15 protein-coding genes are annotated in these 14,893 nt (G+C 63.8%); 5 read left to right on the top strand and 10 right to left on the bottom strand.

The genetic code is table 11. The features are described 5' to 3' along the window. Positions 1-149: 149 nt before the first annotated feature. Positions 150-572, bottom strand: coding sequence for a nucleoside-diphosphate kinase (gene ndk, locus NOG11_RS07705; protein ID WP_256619146.1), 423 nt, complete (start codon positions 570-572; stop codon positions 150-152). 145 nt (positions 573-717) lie between these two features. On the opposite strand from ndk, the gene NOG11_RS07700 reads away from it, so the two are divergent. Beyond that, positions 718-1,107, top strand: coding sequence for a hypothetical protein (locus tag NOG11_RS07700; protein ID WP_256619145.1), 390 nt, complete (start codon positions 718-720; stop codon positions 1,105-1,107). Here the strand turns inward: NOG11_RS07700 and NOG11_RS07695 are convergent. From NOG11_RS07695 to NOG11_RS07680, 4 genes are all read right to left on the bottom strand, one after another. After that, the gene (locus NOG11_RS07695) at positions 1,104-1,457 is read right to left on the bottom strand and encodes a hypothetical protein (protein WP_256619144.1); all 354 of its coding nucleotides are present in this window, start codon (positions 1,455-1,457) and stop codon (positions 1,104-1,106) included. The two genes, NOG11_RS07700 and NOG11_RS07695, sit on opposite strands and share 4 nt — an antisense overlap. Positions 1,458-1,535: 78 nt before the next feature. Then, positions 1,536-1,964: a secondary thiamine-phosphate synthase enzyme YjbQ gene (locus NOG11_RS07690; protein WP_256619143.1), complete on the bottom strand. Its 429-nt coding sequence runs from the start codon at positions 1,962-1,964 to the stop codon at positions 1,536-1,538. A gap of 3 nt (positions 1,965-1,967) precedes the next feature. Further along, positions 1,968-2,399 carry a peptidoglycan-binding protein LysM gene (gene lysM, locus NOG11_RS07685; RefSeq protein ID WP_256619142.1) on the bottom strand — a complete coding sequence of 144 codons (432 nt, stop codon included), beginning with the start codon at positions 2,397-2,399 and terminating at the stop codon, positions 1,968-1,970. A gap of 77 nt (positions 2,400-2,476) precedes the next feature. Next, complete coding sequence (locus tag NOG11_RS07680) at positions 2,477-2,899, bottom strand: VOC family protein (RefSeq protein WP_256619141.1); 423 nt, start codon at positions 2,897-2,899, stop codon at positions 2,477-2,479. A 1,292-nt stretch (positions 2,900-4,191) separates the two neighbouring features. Between NOG11_RS07680 and NOG11_RS07675 the strand changes: the two genes are divergently transcribed. Both NOG11_RS07675 and NOG11_RS07670 read left to right on the top strand, forming a co-directional pair. After that, the gene (locus tag NOG11_RS07675) at positions 4,192-4,824 is read left to right on the top strand and encodes a DUF5343 domain-containing protein (RefSeq protein WP_256619140.1); all 633 of its coding nucleotides are present in this window, start codon (positions 4,192-4,194) and stop codon (positions 4,822-4,824) included. 2 nt (positions 4,825-4,826) lie between these two features. Next, entirely contained in the window at positions 4,827-5,417 is a 591-nt protein-coding gene (locus NOG11_RS07670) for a Swt1 family HEPN domain-containing protein (protein ID WP_256619139.1), read from the top strand. On the opposite strand, the gene glpX is transcribed toward NOG11_RS07670, so the two are convergent. Continuing rightward, entirely contained in the window at positions 5,414-6,406 is a 993-nt protein-coding gene (gene glpX, locus NOG11_RS07665; protein ID WP_256619138.1) for a class II fructose-bisphosphatase, read from the bottom strand. The two genes, NOG11_RS07670 and glpX, sit on opposite strands and share 4 nt — an antisense overlap. Positions 6,407-6,410: 4 nt before the next feature. Further along, positions 6,411-7,679, bottom strand: a complete 1,269-nt coding sequence (locus NOG11_RS07660) for a homoserine dehydrogenase (protein ID WP_256619137.1) — start codon at positions 7,677-7,679, stop codon at positions 6,411-6,413. Between the two features lie 242 nt (positions 7,680-7,921). Between NOG11_RS07660 and NOG11_RS07655 the strand changes: the two genes are divergently transcribed. Further along, entirely contained in the window at positions 7,922-9,097 is a 1,176-nt protein-coding gene (locus NOG11_RS07655; protein ID WP_256619136.1) for a serine hydrolase domain-containing protein, read from the top strand. 210 nt (positions 9,098-9,307) lie between these two features. Here NOG11_RS07655 and NOG11_RS07650 read toward each other — a convergent pair whose 3' ends face one another. Beyond that, positions 9,308-9,688: a hypothetical protein gene (locus NOG11_RS07650; protein WP_256619135.1), complete on the bottom strand. Its 381-nt coding sequence runs from the start codon at positions 9,686-9,688 to the stop codon at positions 9,308-9,310. Positions 9,689-9,774: 86 nt separating this feature from the next. On the opposite strand from NOG11_RS07650, the gene NOG11_RS07645 reads away from it, so the two are divergent. Next, on the top strand, positions 9,775-11,844 hold the full coding sequence (locus tag NOG11_RS07645) for a PHA/PHB synthase family protein (RefSeq protein ID WP_256619134.1): 2,070 nt from the start codon (positions 9,775-9,777) through the stop codon (positions 11,842-11,844). 748 nt (positions 11,845-12,592) lie between these two features. Here the strand turns inward: NOG11_RS07645 and NOG11_RS07640 are convergent. After that, a complete protein-coding gene (locus NOG11_RS07640) occupies positions 12,593-13,363 on the bottom strand; it encodes a DUF1499 domain-containing protein (protein WP_256619133.1) in 771 nt (256 codons plus the stop codon). A 66-nt stretch (positions 13,364-13,429) separates the two neighbouring features. Beyond that, complete coding sequence (locus NOG11_RS07635; RefSeq protein ID WP_256619132.1) at positions 13,430-14,890, bottom strand: SLC13 family permease; 1,461 nt, start codon at positions 14,888-14,890, stop codon at positions 13,430-13,432. Positions 14,891-14,893 lie beyond the last annotated feature (3 nt).

Here is a 14,893-nt window from a genome sequence, read left to right as displayed (position 1 = left end):
AACACGCCTCCTGCCGCAAGCAATGCAAAAGGCGTGCAAAGGTTCGTACTTGTCATCAAGTCGTGAGGCTTGATTCACTGCTTGGTAGGGTTAAGGCTAACCGCTAAACCTCTACCAAGCGTGAAGACATCAGGCTGTTACAGAGTTCCTCAGCCGACGATTTCGTTATCATCGAAGAAGAATGCGATCTCTTCTTTAGCGGTGTCTTCACCATCCGAGCCATGCACCGAGTTCGCCTCGATCGATTCGGCGAACTCCTTGCGGATGGTGCCCTCGGCGGCGTCGGCGGGGTTGGTGGCGCCCATGATCTCGCGGTTCTTGGCGATGGCGTTCTCGCCTTCGAGCACCTGCACGACCACCGGGCCGGAGATCATGTAGCTGACGAGGTCGCCGTAGAAGGGACGCTCCTTGTGGACGGCGTAGAACTGTTTCGCCTGGTCTTCGGTCATATGGATACGTTTGGAGGCGACGACGCGGAGGCCGTTCGATTCGAACTTGTCGATGATCTTGCCGGTCAGGTTCCGCTTGGTGGCGTCGGGCTTGATGATGGAGAAAGTGCGCTGGGTGGCCATATGGGCTCCTTGGGTTCTGCGGTTTGTCTCGAAGGGTCGCGGACCCGCCGGTGAGCTTTGTTGCGCCGGGTCCGTTGTTCCTGTGCGGGGGCGCCATTACATGGGGGTCTGCTGGGCGGCAACCGAAGAAGGGGAAATCTCACCCATGGAAGAAGAAGCACGCTGGAAGGTCGTCGCGGTCTACGCGCTCTACATCGTCGCCCTGTTCTCGGCGGGCCTGTCGCTTGTGGTGGGCGCGGTCCTCGCCTATCTGTTCCGCGGCACCAATGATGCCGTGGCGCGGACCCATTACGAGCACCAGATCGGCGTCTTCTGGAAGACGTTCCTCGGCAACATCATCAATGCCGGTCTCTTCTGGCTTGGCGTGATCCTCACCTTCACGCTCCTCTTGGCGCCGATTGGCATTCCGTTGATGATCCTTTCCGGCCTGGCCTTCGTCTGGCTCTTCCTCATGACCCTGACACGCTCCGTCAGGGGGCTGATGCGCATCGAGAAGGGCGAGCCCTATCCGCTTCCCTCGGGCTGGGGGCTCTAACCTCCACCCAGGAGGTGCCTGACGATCACCGTCATGGAGAGGAAGATCCAGAGGGTGTTGAAGGCCACCAGGGTCGGCAGCAGCTTGCGCATCGAAGCCCAGATCAGGGCCACCGAGGTGACCAGCGTCAGGATGTGTAGCCACCAGACCTCGATCCCGAAGACGAGGCCCGGCACGATGACCGCGGCCTTGGTCGCCCAGGCCAGGAACTCCACCGTGTTGTAGCTCGTCCAGTAGGACGGCTTCAGCCACATGGTCATGCAGTGGCCGATGCTCTTCCAGCCCACCACGGTGTAGACGATGAGGGTCAGGGCGAGGCCTAGAAGGCCTGCGAGAAGATAAGCGTTCATCCTGCCCTGTTAGACAAAACCGGATGGCTGGAAAGGGACGTAAGGAAGCACGCCTCCATCCTATGACGCCCCTGACGCCTAGGGGGTAAGTTCGCCCAGAAAGTGAACCGCCAGCCGTCTCTTGTGCGGCATGGTCCGGTGCTCGGCGATATAGACCGCCTGCCACATGCCCAGCGCCATCCGCCCGCCGCTCACCGGGATGGAAAGGGTGGGCGAGGTCAGGGCCGAGCGGATATGGGCGGGCATGTCGTCCGGCCCCTCCGCCCCATGGCGGTAGCGTCCGTCCTGGGGCGCGATCCCGTCCAGCGCGTCGCCGAGGTCCAGCAGGACATCGCCGTCGGCATTCTCCTGGATCACGAGGCTGGCCGACGTATGGCGCAGGAGAAGCGTGAGGAGCCCCTCCCCCGCGCCGTGCTCGGTCAGCCAGGTCGAGAGCGGCTGGGTCACATCGGTGAAGCCCTGCCGCCTCGTCTGGAAGCTCAGCTCGCCGCTGGCCTGGGACAGCAAAGCTCAGCGTTCCGGCGGGATACGCAGGACCTGGCCGGGATAGATCTTGTCCGGGTCCTCCAGCATGGGGCGGTTGGCCTCGAAGATCTGCGGGTACTTGTTCGCCTCGCCGTAGAACTCGCGGGCGATCTTGGAGAGCGTGTCGCCGGACTTCACGGTGTACATCTGGCTCTTCGGCTTGTCGTCCTTCTCGATCTCGAGCTGGCTCTCGACCTCCGAGACGCCCTTATTGTTACCAGCGGCGACGATGATCTTCTCCGCCGTCTCGCGGTCCTTGACCCGGCCCTTGAGGATGACCCGCTCCCCCTTGGGCTCGGCCTTGACCTCCTTGTCGTCAAGCTTGTTGCGCTTGAAGAGGTCGGAGAACCAGTTCCCGTCGTCCCTCTCGGGCTTCTTGTCCTTGCCGCGGGTGCGCTCGAAGGTGAATAGTTCCATGGGGTCCTCCCCTGCGTTGTTGCGGGAGGGGAACACGGAAAAGGCGAGGGCGTTCAGGCCCTACCTGCCAAAACCCACTAGCTCTTCGGCCAGAGGACCTCGGGGTTCTTCATGGTCTTGATCTCGAGGACGTTGCCGTTGGGGTCGGCGATGAAGAAGGTCTCCTGCTCGTACTCACCGCCTTCGAAGCGGCGGTAGGGCTCGTCGATATAGGTGAGGCCCGCCTCGGCAATGCGGTCCTTGATGCCGTCGAAGTCCTCCTGGGTGAGGTGGACGCCGAAATGGGGCACCAGCACCGCGCCCATATCAACGTCGTGGCGCACGTTTGGCAGGCGCTCCTCGCTCTGATGGAGGGTCAGCTCGTTGCCCCAGAAGTTCACGTCCTGCCAGCGCCCCTTCTCGGAGTTGCCAAGGCTGCAGCCGAGCACGTCCGTGTAGAACTTCAGGGTCTCTTCGAGATTGCCGGCGGGGATGGCGAGATGGACGATGGCCGATGACATGGGGTGCCTCCAGGATTTCTCACGGGGGTACGAGAAATGCGGAGGTGCGGCAAGGCGTCAGGCGGGAGAGCGTAGGGCGGACGGCGCAGCCGGCCGCGTTCGGGGTTGAGGGGTTGGTTTCGGCGCGGCCGGCTTCGCCGTCCGCCCTACGTTCCCGTCCGCCGTCATCCCGGAAGCCGAAGGCTATCCGGGACCCATGGACGGAGGGTTGGGGTATGTTCGGCGGTCGTTCGTGGTTGTCAGCGTCCGGTCCATGGGTCCCGGCTCTCCGCTTCGCTACGGCCGGGATGACGCTGGGAGAAAGCCGCGCACGCCGAAGCCCCCGCCCGTGGTCGGTTGCAAGCTGGTCCGGGGTGTTCCGCGCGCCTCGTTGCCGAAGCGAGGGAAGAGGTTTGTTGAGGGCTTCGGCCTAGCAGGGTTCCCACCCCCTGACCGATGCGCGCGGTACGGCGGACCGTCCTGTAAGTAAGGACGCGGGGGCCAATCCTTAGCTCGCCCCGATGGCTGCTCTGATCCTCCGGCTACGTTAACCGGACGCACCGGCTCGCTACCCCAGAAGGCACCAACACCCGCCGCAGCGACAAGCAGGAAGGTCAGGCGCCTACCGCCCCGGTCTTGCCGCAACGGGGGTGTTGTAGGGGAAGAGGGAGCGGCGGGGATAAGTCGAGCGCAGCGCCGTAGGGCGGGTGCGTATCCCAGGCGTTCCTATGGCGCGAAGAGACCGCCCGCACCCGCGCGGCCACCGACGCGGGCCGCCCCGACGCGGCTGCCGGAGAGGAAGGCACATCAGACGATCAGCACACGGGCAGCCGCCCTACTCACTGCGTGAGGGCCTTTGATCCCTTCGGGAGGGCCCCTGCTCCCCCGTCATCCCGGAAGGCGAAGCCTATCCGGGACCCATGGACCCGCCCCCTCAAGCCGCCCAGCCGCGGTGCCCTAGCCGCAAGGTCAGGCCATGGGTCCCGGATAAGCCTGGCGGCTTTCCGGGATGACGGCGGGGAGATGCGGCCGCTCCATGTTCACTCCGCGGAATCGGTCTCGTAGAGTGGACGGCGGTAGCCGGCCACCTGCCGGCCACCTTGCCGACCTCGCCGCCGGGAAAGGTGGCCGCCTGCCAGCGTCCACCCTACGATGAGCCCGGCCCGTAGGGCGCTTGGAGACGAAGCCGGAATGCACCGTACCCTCGCTCTACAACCCGTCAGCTGCAGCACCTGGTTTCGCTGTAATGACTTATTGGCATTCCACTCGAATTCTGCAACCTCTGGTGCTCATATGATCGGTGGCTCACGGCAATGACTCAAAAACTACCCTACCTTTCTTCTCCTGGCAGTGTACGGAAGGGTTTCGAAGCTATTATCTCTGCTCCAACGCCGCCGAAGGTGAGCCAAGATTTCGTCAAAACAAAACTAGGCATAAAAGGCGGTCCAGGCGATCAGCTCACGGCATTCTTCAAAAAAATAGGTTTTGCAGCTGCAGACGGAACTCCGACAGATCTGTATCGCAAATTCCGAAATAAGACCACGCGAGGATGGGCAGCAGCTGAGGCAATCCGCATTGGCTACGACGAACTTTATCAGTACAATGAATTTATGCACGAGCTCGATCCTGAAGAACTCAAGGGATTGATACTGGAAGTAACAGGACAAGCGGAAGACGCACGAAGTGTTCCACTTACACTTTCTACTATCGCTAACCTCAAAGATTATGCTGCTTTCGACAGCGAAAATCCCGCTTCAGCTGAAATGGAAGAGACGGGATCAGAGGTCAATAATGACATTGGAACCATAATACCTCAAACAAGAGTGGGATCGTCGAATAGAATTAATCTGTCTTATACGATCAATCTTAATCTTCCGGCAACGTCAGATATATCAGTATTCAACGCTATATTTAAGAGCCTTAAAGAAAATCTTCTAAAGGACTGATCTTGGACCAACAGGAACGTATACGAGCTTTCGGTATGAGTGCTCTCCAGCTCGGCGATGAATTGCGCGCTTTGGAAGCTGCTACCGGAATCAGCGGATTAATGGGAACTACCGTAGTTGAGGAAGAAAACGAAACGGCTCTGGAGCAGTTCGAAAGCCGCGTTCGGTCCGAGGCGGCCGAAATGGCCTTTTACTATCAAATTTTCTACTGCCTAGAAAAATCGATTAGAGACTTATGTTCTTCAACACTTTCAGATCCTGAAGCAGGCGGGCAAGACTGGTGGAACAGCGATAAGGTACCGCAGAACATAAAGGATGAGGTGAAACGTCGGCAGAAAGCCGAGCTGGACAGCGGAGTAACCGTCCGCTCAGATCAATCCATCGATTATACAACCTTTGGAGAGCTGACAGTTCTAATAACAGCGAATTGGGACATTTTTAGTAATATTATTTCCAGCAAACCTGCAGTCCACAGAATACTCGGATCATTGAATATTTTGCGCGGCCCAATAGCTCATTGCTGCCCGTTAGCAGAAACCGAAAAAGATCGCCTTCTGCTAACGATAAAGGATTGGTCGCGGCTACTCGGCTAACCCCGATACCCCAAATTAAAGCTGTCCGCCCGGCTCACCGCGTCGATCACCCGCACGGTCCCGCTTTTGCTCCGCATGACCATGGTCTGCGTCGTCACCTTGTCGCCGCGCCATTTGACGCCTTTGAGCATGGTGCCGTCCGTGACGCCGGTGGCGGCGAACATGACGTCGCCGCCTGCCATGTCCATCAGCTCGTACTTCTTCTTGAGGTCGGTGATGCCTGCCTTCTCGGCTCTCGCGAGCTCGGCGTCGTCGGCGAACTGGAGACGGCCCTGCATCTGTCCGCCTACGCACCGAAGAGCGGCTGCTGCTAGGACGCCTTCGGGGGCGCCGCCCGAGCCCATATACATGTCGACCCCGGTGCCTTCGGGGTTGGTGACGTGGAAGACGCCCGCCACGTCGCCGTCGGGGATGAGGAAGACGCGGGCGTCGGCGCGCCTGGCGGCGTCGATGATGGCCTTGTGCCGGTCGCGGTCGAGGCAGCAGATCGTCAGCTCACTGGGCTTCACTCCCTTGGCCTTGGCGAGGTTCCTGATGTTCTCCTCGGGATCGGCGTCGAGGTCCACCGTGCCGTCGGGGTAGCCGGGGCCGATGGCGATCTTGTCCATATAGACGTCGGGGGCGTGGAGGAGCCCGCCCTCGGTCGCCATGGCCACCACGGCGAGGGCGTCCGACATGGCCTTGGCGGTGAGGGTCGTGCCCTCTAGCGGGTCCAAGGCGATGTCGATCTTGGGGCCGCCCTGGCCGACCTCCTCGCCGATATAGAGCATCGGCGCCTCGTCCATCTCGCCCTCGCCGATCACCACCGTGCCGGAGATGTCGAGCTTGTTGAGGGCTGTACGGAGGGCATCGACGGCGGCCTGGTCGGCGCCCATCTTGTCGCCCCGGCCGATCATGGTGGAGGCGGCCACGGCCGCGGCCTCGGTGCAGCGCCCGAGCTCGATGGTCAGGATGCGGTCGAGATAGGCGTTCTGGTCTTTGATGGGCATGGGGTCAGTCCTTACTGAGAATAGGGTAGACGGAGGGTTTGGCGAGAACGGCCTCAAGCTTGCCGATCTCGGCGGCGGCCCTCTCATGGGTTTCGGTGGAGGAGGCGTGGGTGGTGAGGACCAGCTCGACGCCGGGCTCGCCCTGGGAGGCGGGGCCTTGGCGGATGGTCTCGATGCTGATCTCGGCGCGGCCCAGGATATCGGTGAGGCCCGCGAGGACACCAGGGCGGTCCTCGACCAGGACGCGGATGAAGTGGGGGACGGGGCTCGCGTCGGGGGCGACCTTTGGGGCGGCGTCGATGCTGCTGGCCGGATGGCCGAAGGCGGGGCCTAGGGCGCCGCGCGAGATGGCGGTGAGATCGGAGAGGACGGCGGAGGCGGTCGGCCCTCCCCCTGCACCTGGCCCTGAGAAGGCGACCCGGCCCAGGGGCTCGGCGTCCACCACGACGATGTTCTCCGAGCCGCCGCCTATGTCGAGGGCGGAGGTGATGGGCACGAGCGCAGGCGCGACGCGGGCGGCGAGGCCGTCGTCTGTGCGGCTGACCGCGGCGACGAGCTTCATGCGCAGGCCGAGCTCCCGCGCGGCGCTGAGATCGCCTGGGGTGACCTGGTCGATGCCCCTCGGGTCGATGGCGGTGAGGGGCGGCATGGCGCCGAAGGCGTGGGCTGCGAGGATGGCGAGCTTCTGCGCTGCATCGATGCCGCCGACGTCGAAGCTGGGGTCGGCCTCGGCAAAGCCAAGGCGCTGAGCCTCGGCGAGGGCGTCGGCGTAGCTCGCGCCGCCCTCCATGGCCGCTAGGATGAAGTTGCAGGTGCCGTTGAGGACGCCCTGGAGGCGGAGGATCTTCGAGCCGGAGAGGCCTGTGCGTAGGCCGCTGACCACAGGCACGCCGCCCGCCACGGCTGCCTCGAAGCGAAGGGCGACGCCCATCTCCTCGGCGAGCTGGGCGAGGGCGAGGCCGTGCTTGGCGATCAAGGCCTTGTTGGCGGTGACCACATGCTTGCCCGAGCGCAGCGCGGTCTCGATGGCGGCCTTGGCGACGCCGTCCTCACCGCCGATGAGCTCGACGAAGACCTCGGCGTCGTCAGCCTGCGCAAGGCTCACCGGGTCGTCGGACCAGGCATAGGGGGAGAGGTCCACGCCCCGGTCGCGGCTGCGGCTTCGGGCCGAGATGCCGGAGACGGCGAGCCCCTCGCGCTGCCCCCCTTCGAGGAGCTGCAGCAGGCTGGCGCCGACGGTGCCGAGACCGGCAATGTTCACCCGAAGCGCCATGGAACCCCTCCTCTGCAAGGCATGGGATGCACTTACCCCCTTTGAACGGCGCGGCAAGGTGGGGGGTCACCTCTCCCTCTGGGGAGGTCGAAGGCTGCATGAGCAGGCTTCGGGTGAGGGCGTTCATCAAGCGCGCTCGGTTCATCACTAGCCCTCAAGAGATGGGCGCTTCCACCAATACTAGTGCACCGCTGCTGACTCTCCGCCTTGCGCTCAGATCAGTAAGTACCAATGTCTTCTTTATGCTTACGCTCAGGTCATTCGCTGCCGCCCTTCCCCTGCTCCTCTTGGCTTGTGCCCAGAAGCCCTCCCCCGACAGCCAGAGCTGGGATGGGGGCATGCGGCAGGCCATGGAGGACACCGGCGCGCGGGGCCTCGCCTATGCCCGGATCGAGGGCGGGGAGGTCACGGGCGTGGAGGCCTTCGGCGATCGCAACGAGGCGGGCGAGCCGCTGACCACCGACACGGTGATGTACGGAGCATCGCTGACCAAGGCGGTCTTCGCCTATCTCGTCCTTCAGCTTGCTGACGAAGGAATGATGGATCTCGACCAGCCCATCGCCGAGCTGCTGCCCAAGCCCCTGCCCGAATATACAGGTTTCGAAGAAACCCATGCCCCATGGGAAGATTTGGCGGACGATCCCCGCTGGCGGGAGATCACGCCCCGGCACCTTCTCGGTAATGCGGGCGGCTTCAGGAACCTCTTCTTCATCACCTTGGACGGAAGGCTCGACTGGGAGGCGCCGCTCGAGATCCATTTCGACCCAGGCAGCCGCTACGGCTATTCGGGGGACGGTTCGATCCTGATGCAGTTCGTTCTCGAACAGGGCTTGGGTCTCGATGTCGGCGAGGAGATGCGCGAGCGTGTCTTCCGCCCCCTGAACATGACCAAGACCGACATGATGTGGCGCGAGGACTTCGCCGAGAACCTGGCCGATGGCTGGACGCTGAGCGGCGAGGCGGTTCCCCATGACGAGCGCAGCAAGGTCCGTGCGGCGGGCTCCATGGACACCACGATCAGCGACGCCGCCTCGCTCTTCGCCGCGATGGTCCGCTGCGAGCGCCTATCGGAAGAGATGTGCCGTGAGCTGACGGCCCCCGTGGTGCCGATCACCACGAGGGCACAGTTCCCCGCCCCCGGCGAGGAGCTGCCTGAAGAGGAGCGTTTGGACGGCTTCTCCTCGGGACCGGGCATCCACCTCTTCGAAGGACCGCAAGGCCTCGTCTTCTGGCGCGGCGGGCACAATGACTGGACCGCGAACATGGTGGTCTGCAAGGCGGCCTCGGAGGACTGCATCGTCATGCTCTCCAACGATGTCCGCATCGAGCCTGCCTATCCTAGGCTCGTACGAGACGCGCTCGGCGAGACCGGCATTCCCTGGGAGTGGACTTACTCCGGCATAGAGCTTCTGCCTTAGTCGGATCCGTCCAACTTCCGGCGCTGTCTCCGTTTGAGAACACAGCAGCCCCCTCCGCCCTTCGAGCACCTCCCCCACGGGGTGGGGAGGGAACCAGAACCACCGCTTGCTCTCTATGTCGCTCCCCCACTGGTGGGGGAGCTGCCGGTAGGCTGAGGGGGCGGGACTAGGAGCATGACGCTTCTCCCCATCGCCGAATAAGAGAAAACCTCAGTTGAGGGGCGGCGGGGTCGGGAAGCCTAGCGCCTCCACATCGACCTCGGGGCCGCGGACGGTGCTGCCGCGCTGGAGCTCGGCGACCAGGGCTCGCAACTCGCCCGCCACCGCGTCGATGTCCGAGCCGTTAGGCGCCTCCGCGGCCTGTTCAGTCAGAAGGCGCATCGCCAGGGCGGTCTCTGCCAGCTCCTGGCGCGGATTGCCGGGCAGCCCCTCGCCCAGCGCCTCTCGGCCAGGCAGGGGCCGGAGAACCGGGAACTTCTCGTCCTTGGCCCGCATCTTCGCACGCTCGTTGATCAGCACCTGCCCCTCGCTCAGCGGCTCGGTGGCGCATGCTGCGAGCGCGAAAGGGAAGATCAAGGAAAGCCAGCGCATATGTGTGTTCCGGTTGCAATCTCTGCCGTTTGCGCTTTTGACATGAAGGCGAGACCCAACCAAGCGGTTAAGCAGGAGGTGGCCCGATGTCCAATACCGACCGCAAAAGCGCGCCCTCGAAACCCCGCACCAAGCGGGCGGTGAAGAAGGCTGCCCCGAAGGCCGAAGAGACGAAGATTGCCGCCCCTCCCGCGAAGAAAGCTCCAGCCAAGAAGACCGCGGCGAAGAAGGCTCCTGCGAAGAAGACAGCCAAGAAAGCTCCCGTGGTCACCAAGACCGAGGCGAGGCTGCGTCCGGTACCCGACGCCAAGGCAGCGCCTGCGAAGGCCGCTCCAGGCAACGGCAACCCCTTCGCCGGCTCGGACGGGATGCCCCCCTACACCGACATGGCGCGCCTGGCGCGGACCATGGCCGACATCAACGTCAAGGCCCAGGACGTGATGCGCGACGTGGCGGAGCGCCGGGTCGAGTACGGCCAGCGCGGCGCGCAGCCCGCCTCCGACCCCCTCAACGTGGCCGGCGCCACCTCTGACGTCATCACCGCCCTGTCCCAGAACCCGGTCAAGGTGATGAGCCTGCAGATGTCGCTGTGGGACAACTACACCAAGCTCTTCGCCGCCATGGCCGACAAGGCATCGGGCAAGCCGGCCGAGCCCGTGGTCGAGCCCTCCCCCTCGGACAAGCGCTTCAAGCACGATGCCTGGGCGGCGAACCCCGCCCTCGACTTCGTCAAGCAGAGCTACCTCATCATGGCGAAGTGGGTGGACGAGGCGATCCAGGCCGCCGACGGCGTGGACGAGGCGACCAAGCGCCGGGCGCAGTTCCACGCCGACCAGTTCCTCGCCGCCATGTCGCCGACCAACGTTCCGGCCATCAACCCGGAAGTCATCGACGAGACCATGGCCACCAAGGGCGGCAACTTCGTGCGCGGCCTCGAGAACTTCATGGCCGATCTCGAACGCGGGCATGGCGAGCTCGCCATCCGCCAGGCCGATCTCGACTTCTTCAAGGTGGGCGAGAACCTGGCCACAACGCCCGGCAAGGTCGTCTACCAGAACGAGATGATGCAGCTCATCCAGTATTCTCCCACCACGGAGGAAGCGGCGGAGCGGCCCATGGTCATCTTCCCGCCCTGGATCAACAAGTTCTATATCCTGGACCTTCAGCCGGAGAACAGCTTCATCCGCTGGCTGGTGGATCAGGGGCGGACGGTGTTCGTCGTCTCCTGGGTCAATCCGGGGCCGGAGCTGAAGGAGAAGAGCTTCCCCGACTATATGCGCCAGGGCGTCTTCGAGGCGCTGGAGGCCGCCAGCCGCGCGACGGGTGCGGAGGAGTTCGACACGATCGGCTACTGCATCGGCGGCACGCTTCTCGCCGTGGCGCTCGCTTACATGGCCGAGCACGACGACACGCGGATCAACACCGCGACCTTCTTCACGGCGCAGACGGATTTCGAGCAGGCGGGCGACCTCCTCCTCTTCGTCGACGACAAGCAGATCGGCAATATCGAGAAGCAGATCGACGCTTCGGGCGGGGTCTTGGAAGGCTCGGCCATGGCCCGGACCTTCAACATGCTGCGGCCCAACGACCTGATCTGGTCGGCCTTTGTCGACAACTACTACAAGGGCAAGGAGGCGAAGAAGTTCGATCTTCTCTACTGGAACGCCGACAGCACACGGATGACCAAGGCGTGCCACCTCTTCTACCTGCGCGACTTCTACCAGCACAACAAGCTGTCGCGCGGCGAGCTGGAGATCGAGGGTACGCGGATCGACCTCTCCAAGGTGAAGACGCCGATCTTCATGCAGGCGGGGGAAAAGGACCACATCGCGCCGCCGCAATCCGTCTACCGCTCCGCCAGGCTTTTCGGCGGGGACGATGTGACCTACATGCTGGCGGGCTCCGGGCATATCGCCGGGGTCATTAACCACCCGGACAAGAAGAAGTACCACTACCGCATCAACGACCAGCTACCCGGCTCGCTGCAGGAGTGGACGGCCGGTGCGGAGATGCACGAGCACTCCTGGTGGCCGCACTGGATCGAGTGGCTGAACGAGCGCTCCCCCGGCAAGGTCCCTGCCCCCGTGCCCGGTGATGGCGAGCTCCAGGTGATCGAGGACGCTCCCGGCTCCTACGTGAAGGTGCAGGCGGACTAGCCAACGGCCTTCAACAGCCCAAACTAGAACGCACCGTGAACGGACGGGCCTTGTACCATATGGGGTGTGGCGATGTGGCCACGCCTGTCACGTGATGAAACCACTTCCCTAGAGCTTCACTTTCCGTTAACCTATGAGAACGCTTACTCCCCTTAACGGGCAGTAAAGGGAAAGCTCGGGATTGCAGGGATGACCGACCACAAAGCGAAGACGCGAGAGCTACTTGAGAAGCTGGCGGCGACGGATTACCGCCGATCGCTACGAGCGGATCAGATCTTCCGTGGTCTGCGCGAGGAGGCGCGAGGGCAGACGCGTACTCCCGCGCCCCTCTCCCAGCGAGGCGCTTCGTCCGTATAGGGTTTAAGAGCGTCGTTTCGAGGCGGTTGGAAAAAGAGCCGGGTAATGAGAACCGGGAAACTTTCCTACTGGCCCAAAGCACTTTTCGGTAGTGGCTTAGTTTGAAAGCCTAGCAAGTACCGCCTCCCTCTCCCGTCTGCGGGAGAGGGACCGAGGGTGAGGGGGTTCTGAGCGCGGGTTTGATGCCGAGCGCAGCAGAACGGCTTTGCCGATGCCCTCACCCAAAGCCTGCTGCGCAGCCTTTGACCTCTCCCGTGAACGGGAGAGGTGGCCCCAGAGCGCGCCTGGCGAAGTGAATACAGACTGAGACACTATTCGCTTTCCGGTCGAACTCTCCAATTCTGCATTCCGGGCTACGTTTCGCGTCCCCGAAATGACCGGGATATCGAAATCAAACCTTGCGCTCGTCCTTCGGCATAGGCCCTTCGAGCCTGCCGCCCTTCTCTTCCATGCGGTCGATCAGGCTGCGGATGCGGCGGGCGTTGAAGCCGAGGTCGGAGCCGCCCACCCTCGATTTCGAGCGGATGTCGATCACCGTCGCCACGCCGTGGGCATCGCGCAGGCGGATCACCACGTCGTCCTTAAAGCCGAAGAGCGGCACGGTCTCGGTGGCCTCGATCCGGCGGTCCTTCGGCTCGACGGCCTTGATCGTCAGCCCCTCGGCCTTCACCGCATCGACGGCGATGGCGAAGGCTTCCGGTAGGGGCTTGGGCATGACCAGGGGGCGGAGGTCCGGGAAGCCTTCGAGCTGGGCAGCGGTCTGCTCGCGGTCGTATTCCGGCGGGTTGGGTGCATCGCGCCGCTCATCCAGCACCGCGACGAAGGCGGGCGGATCGGTCACGTCGGTGGTGACGTCGTGGATGAAGGGGTTCGCCTCCACCTGGGACTTCATCCAGAGGGGCAGGTAGCCGAAGCCCCCCGCCGCGATCGCCACGGCGAGTGCCGCTATCGCAGGGACGAAGCTGCGCTTAAAGACCAAGGCGCCAGCTGCTGCCGCCGCTAGGACGAAGGCTACACCTAGGAGGAACAGAAAGGGCGGGCGCAGGCCGGTGAACACCGGGCCTAGACCCCAGAAGCCGAAGCGGTAGCCGTAGATGAGGCTGATGAAGCCAAGCACGATCAACAGTGCAATCATGGTGGCGATACGCGGCCAGGCTTTCATGGCGTCTCTCCTCTGCCCTTACCGCACAGGGCTTAGCACGGTTTGCCCAAAGCCCCAGGGGGTCGCTCAGCGCGGCACCAGATAGGCGCCGATCAGGGTGATGATGAGGAGGCCTGCGAGGTTCAGAACGAAGCCGATCCTCGCCATGCGCGGGATGGTGACCTCGCCCGTGGCAAACGCGATGGCGTTGGGGGCGGTCGCCATGGGGAACATGAAGGCGCAGCTCGCCGCCAGCGCCACCGGCACGGCGAGGACCACCGGCTCCACCCCCGCCGAGGCAGCCACGGCGATCACCACCGGCATCAAGGCAGCGGCGGTGGCGACGTTGGAGGTGATCTCGGTCCAGAAGATGACGAAGAGCGCGAAGAAGGCGGCGATGACCAGCCCCGGCATGTCCATCACACCGCCCATCAGGCCCGCCATGTAGCTGCCGAGCCCCGTCGCCGTGATCGCCGCTGCGAGGGACAGGCCTCCGCCGAAGAGGAGGACGACGCCCCAAGGTATGCGCTCGGCAGTATCCCAGTCGAGCAGCATCTCACCCGCGCGGTCCTTCCTGCACCCTGCAGGAACTAGAAACATCGCGATGGCCCCTGCGATGGCGATGACGTGGTCGGTGAGCCCGGCGAAGGGCTGGACGCCGAAAAGCGTGAGATCCTGGATGAAGGCCCTTCGGAAGATCCAGAAAAAGGCCACCACGCTGAAGACGATCAGGGTACGTATCTCCGGTGTGGTCCAGGGGCCGAGAGCGTCGAGGCGCTGCTTGACTACCGCCTGCGGGTCGCCCTCGACCTTGAGCGCCCTACCGCCGGAGAGGAGCAGCACGCCCCAGGCGGCGGGGATCATCAGGAGGACGGTCGGCACGCCGAAGCGCATCCACTGGTCAAAACTGATCGAGGCAGCGCCTGTATTCTCCAGCGCGCCCATGACGATGAGGTTGGTGGGTGTGCCCACGGGGGTGGCCAACCCGCCGATCGACGCTCCGTAGGCGACAGCGAGCGCCAGCGCGACGGCTAGGGGTGAGCGGGCCTTCTCCTCCGCCCCGAGACTGTAGGCCACCGACAGCGCGACAGGCATCAGCATGATCGTCGTCGCGGTGTTGCTGATCCAGCCGGAAAGAGCTGCGGAGGCGACGAGGAAGCCTAGGATCAGGCCTGCCGTCTTCGTGCCCGCTCGCCTCACCGTCAGCAGCGCCAGCCGCTCATGCAGGTGCCAGCGCTCCACGGACTTGGCGATGATGAAGCCGCCCAGCAGCAGGATGATGATCCGGTCGGCATAGGGTGCCGACGCCTCGGAGATGCTGCGCACACCGAAGGCCGGTAGGACGACGAGCGGCAGAAGCGAGGTGATCGGAATGGGGATCGCCTCGGTCATCCACCAGATCGCCATCAGTGCCAGAAGCGCGAGGGTGACCAGCGCTTCGAAGCTGAGACCTTCGGGCGGGCCAGCGAGCAGGATCAGGGCGAAGAGCACCGGCGCGCCGAACAGCGCGGCTAGCTGTATCCTGGTCTTGCCCTGCCCCTCCTGCACGGA

It is taken from the genome of Parvularcula maris (assembly GCF_024505085.1).
Classification (GTDB): domain Bacteria; phylum Pseudomonadota; class Alphaproteobacteria; order Caulobacterales; family Parvularculaceae; genus Parvularcula; species Parvularcula maris.
The sequence above is the reverse complement of the archived record's forward strand: the minus strand, read 5'-3'. Positions and strand labels throughout refer to the sequence as shown.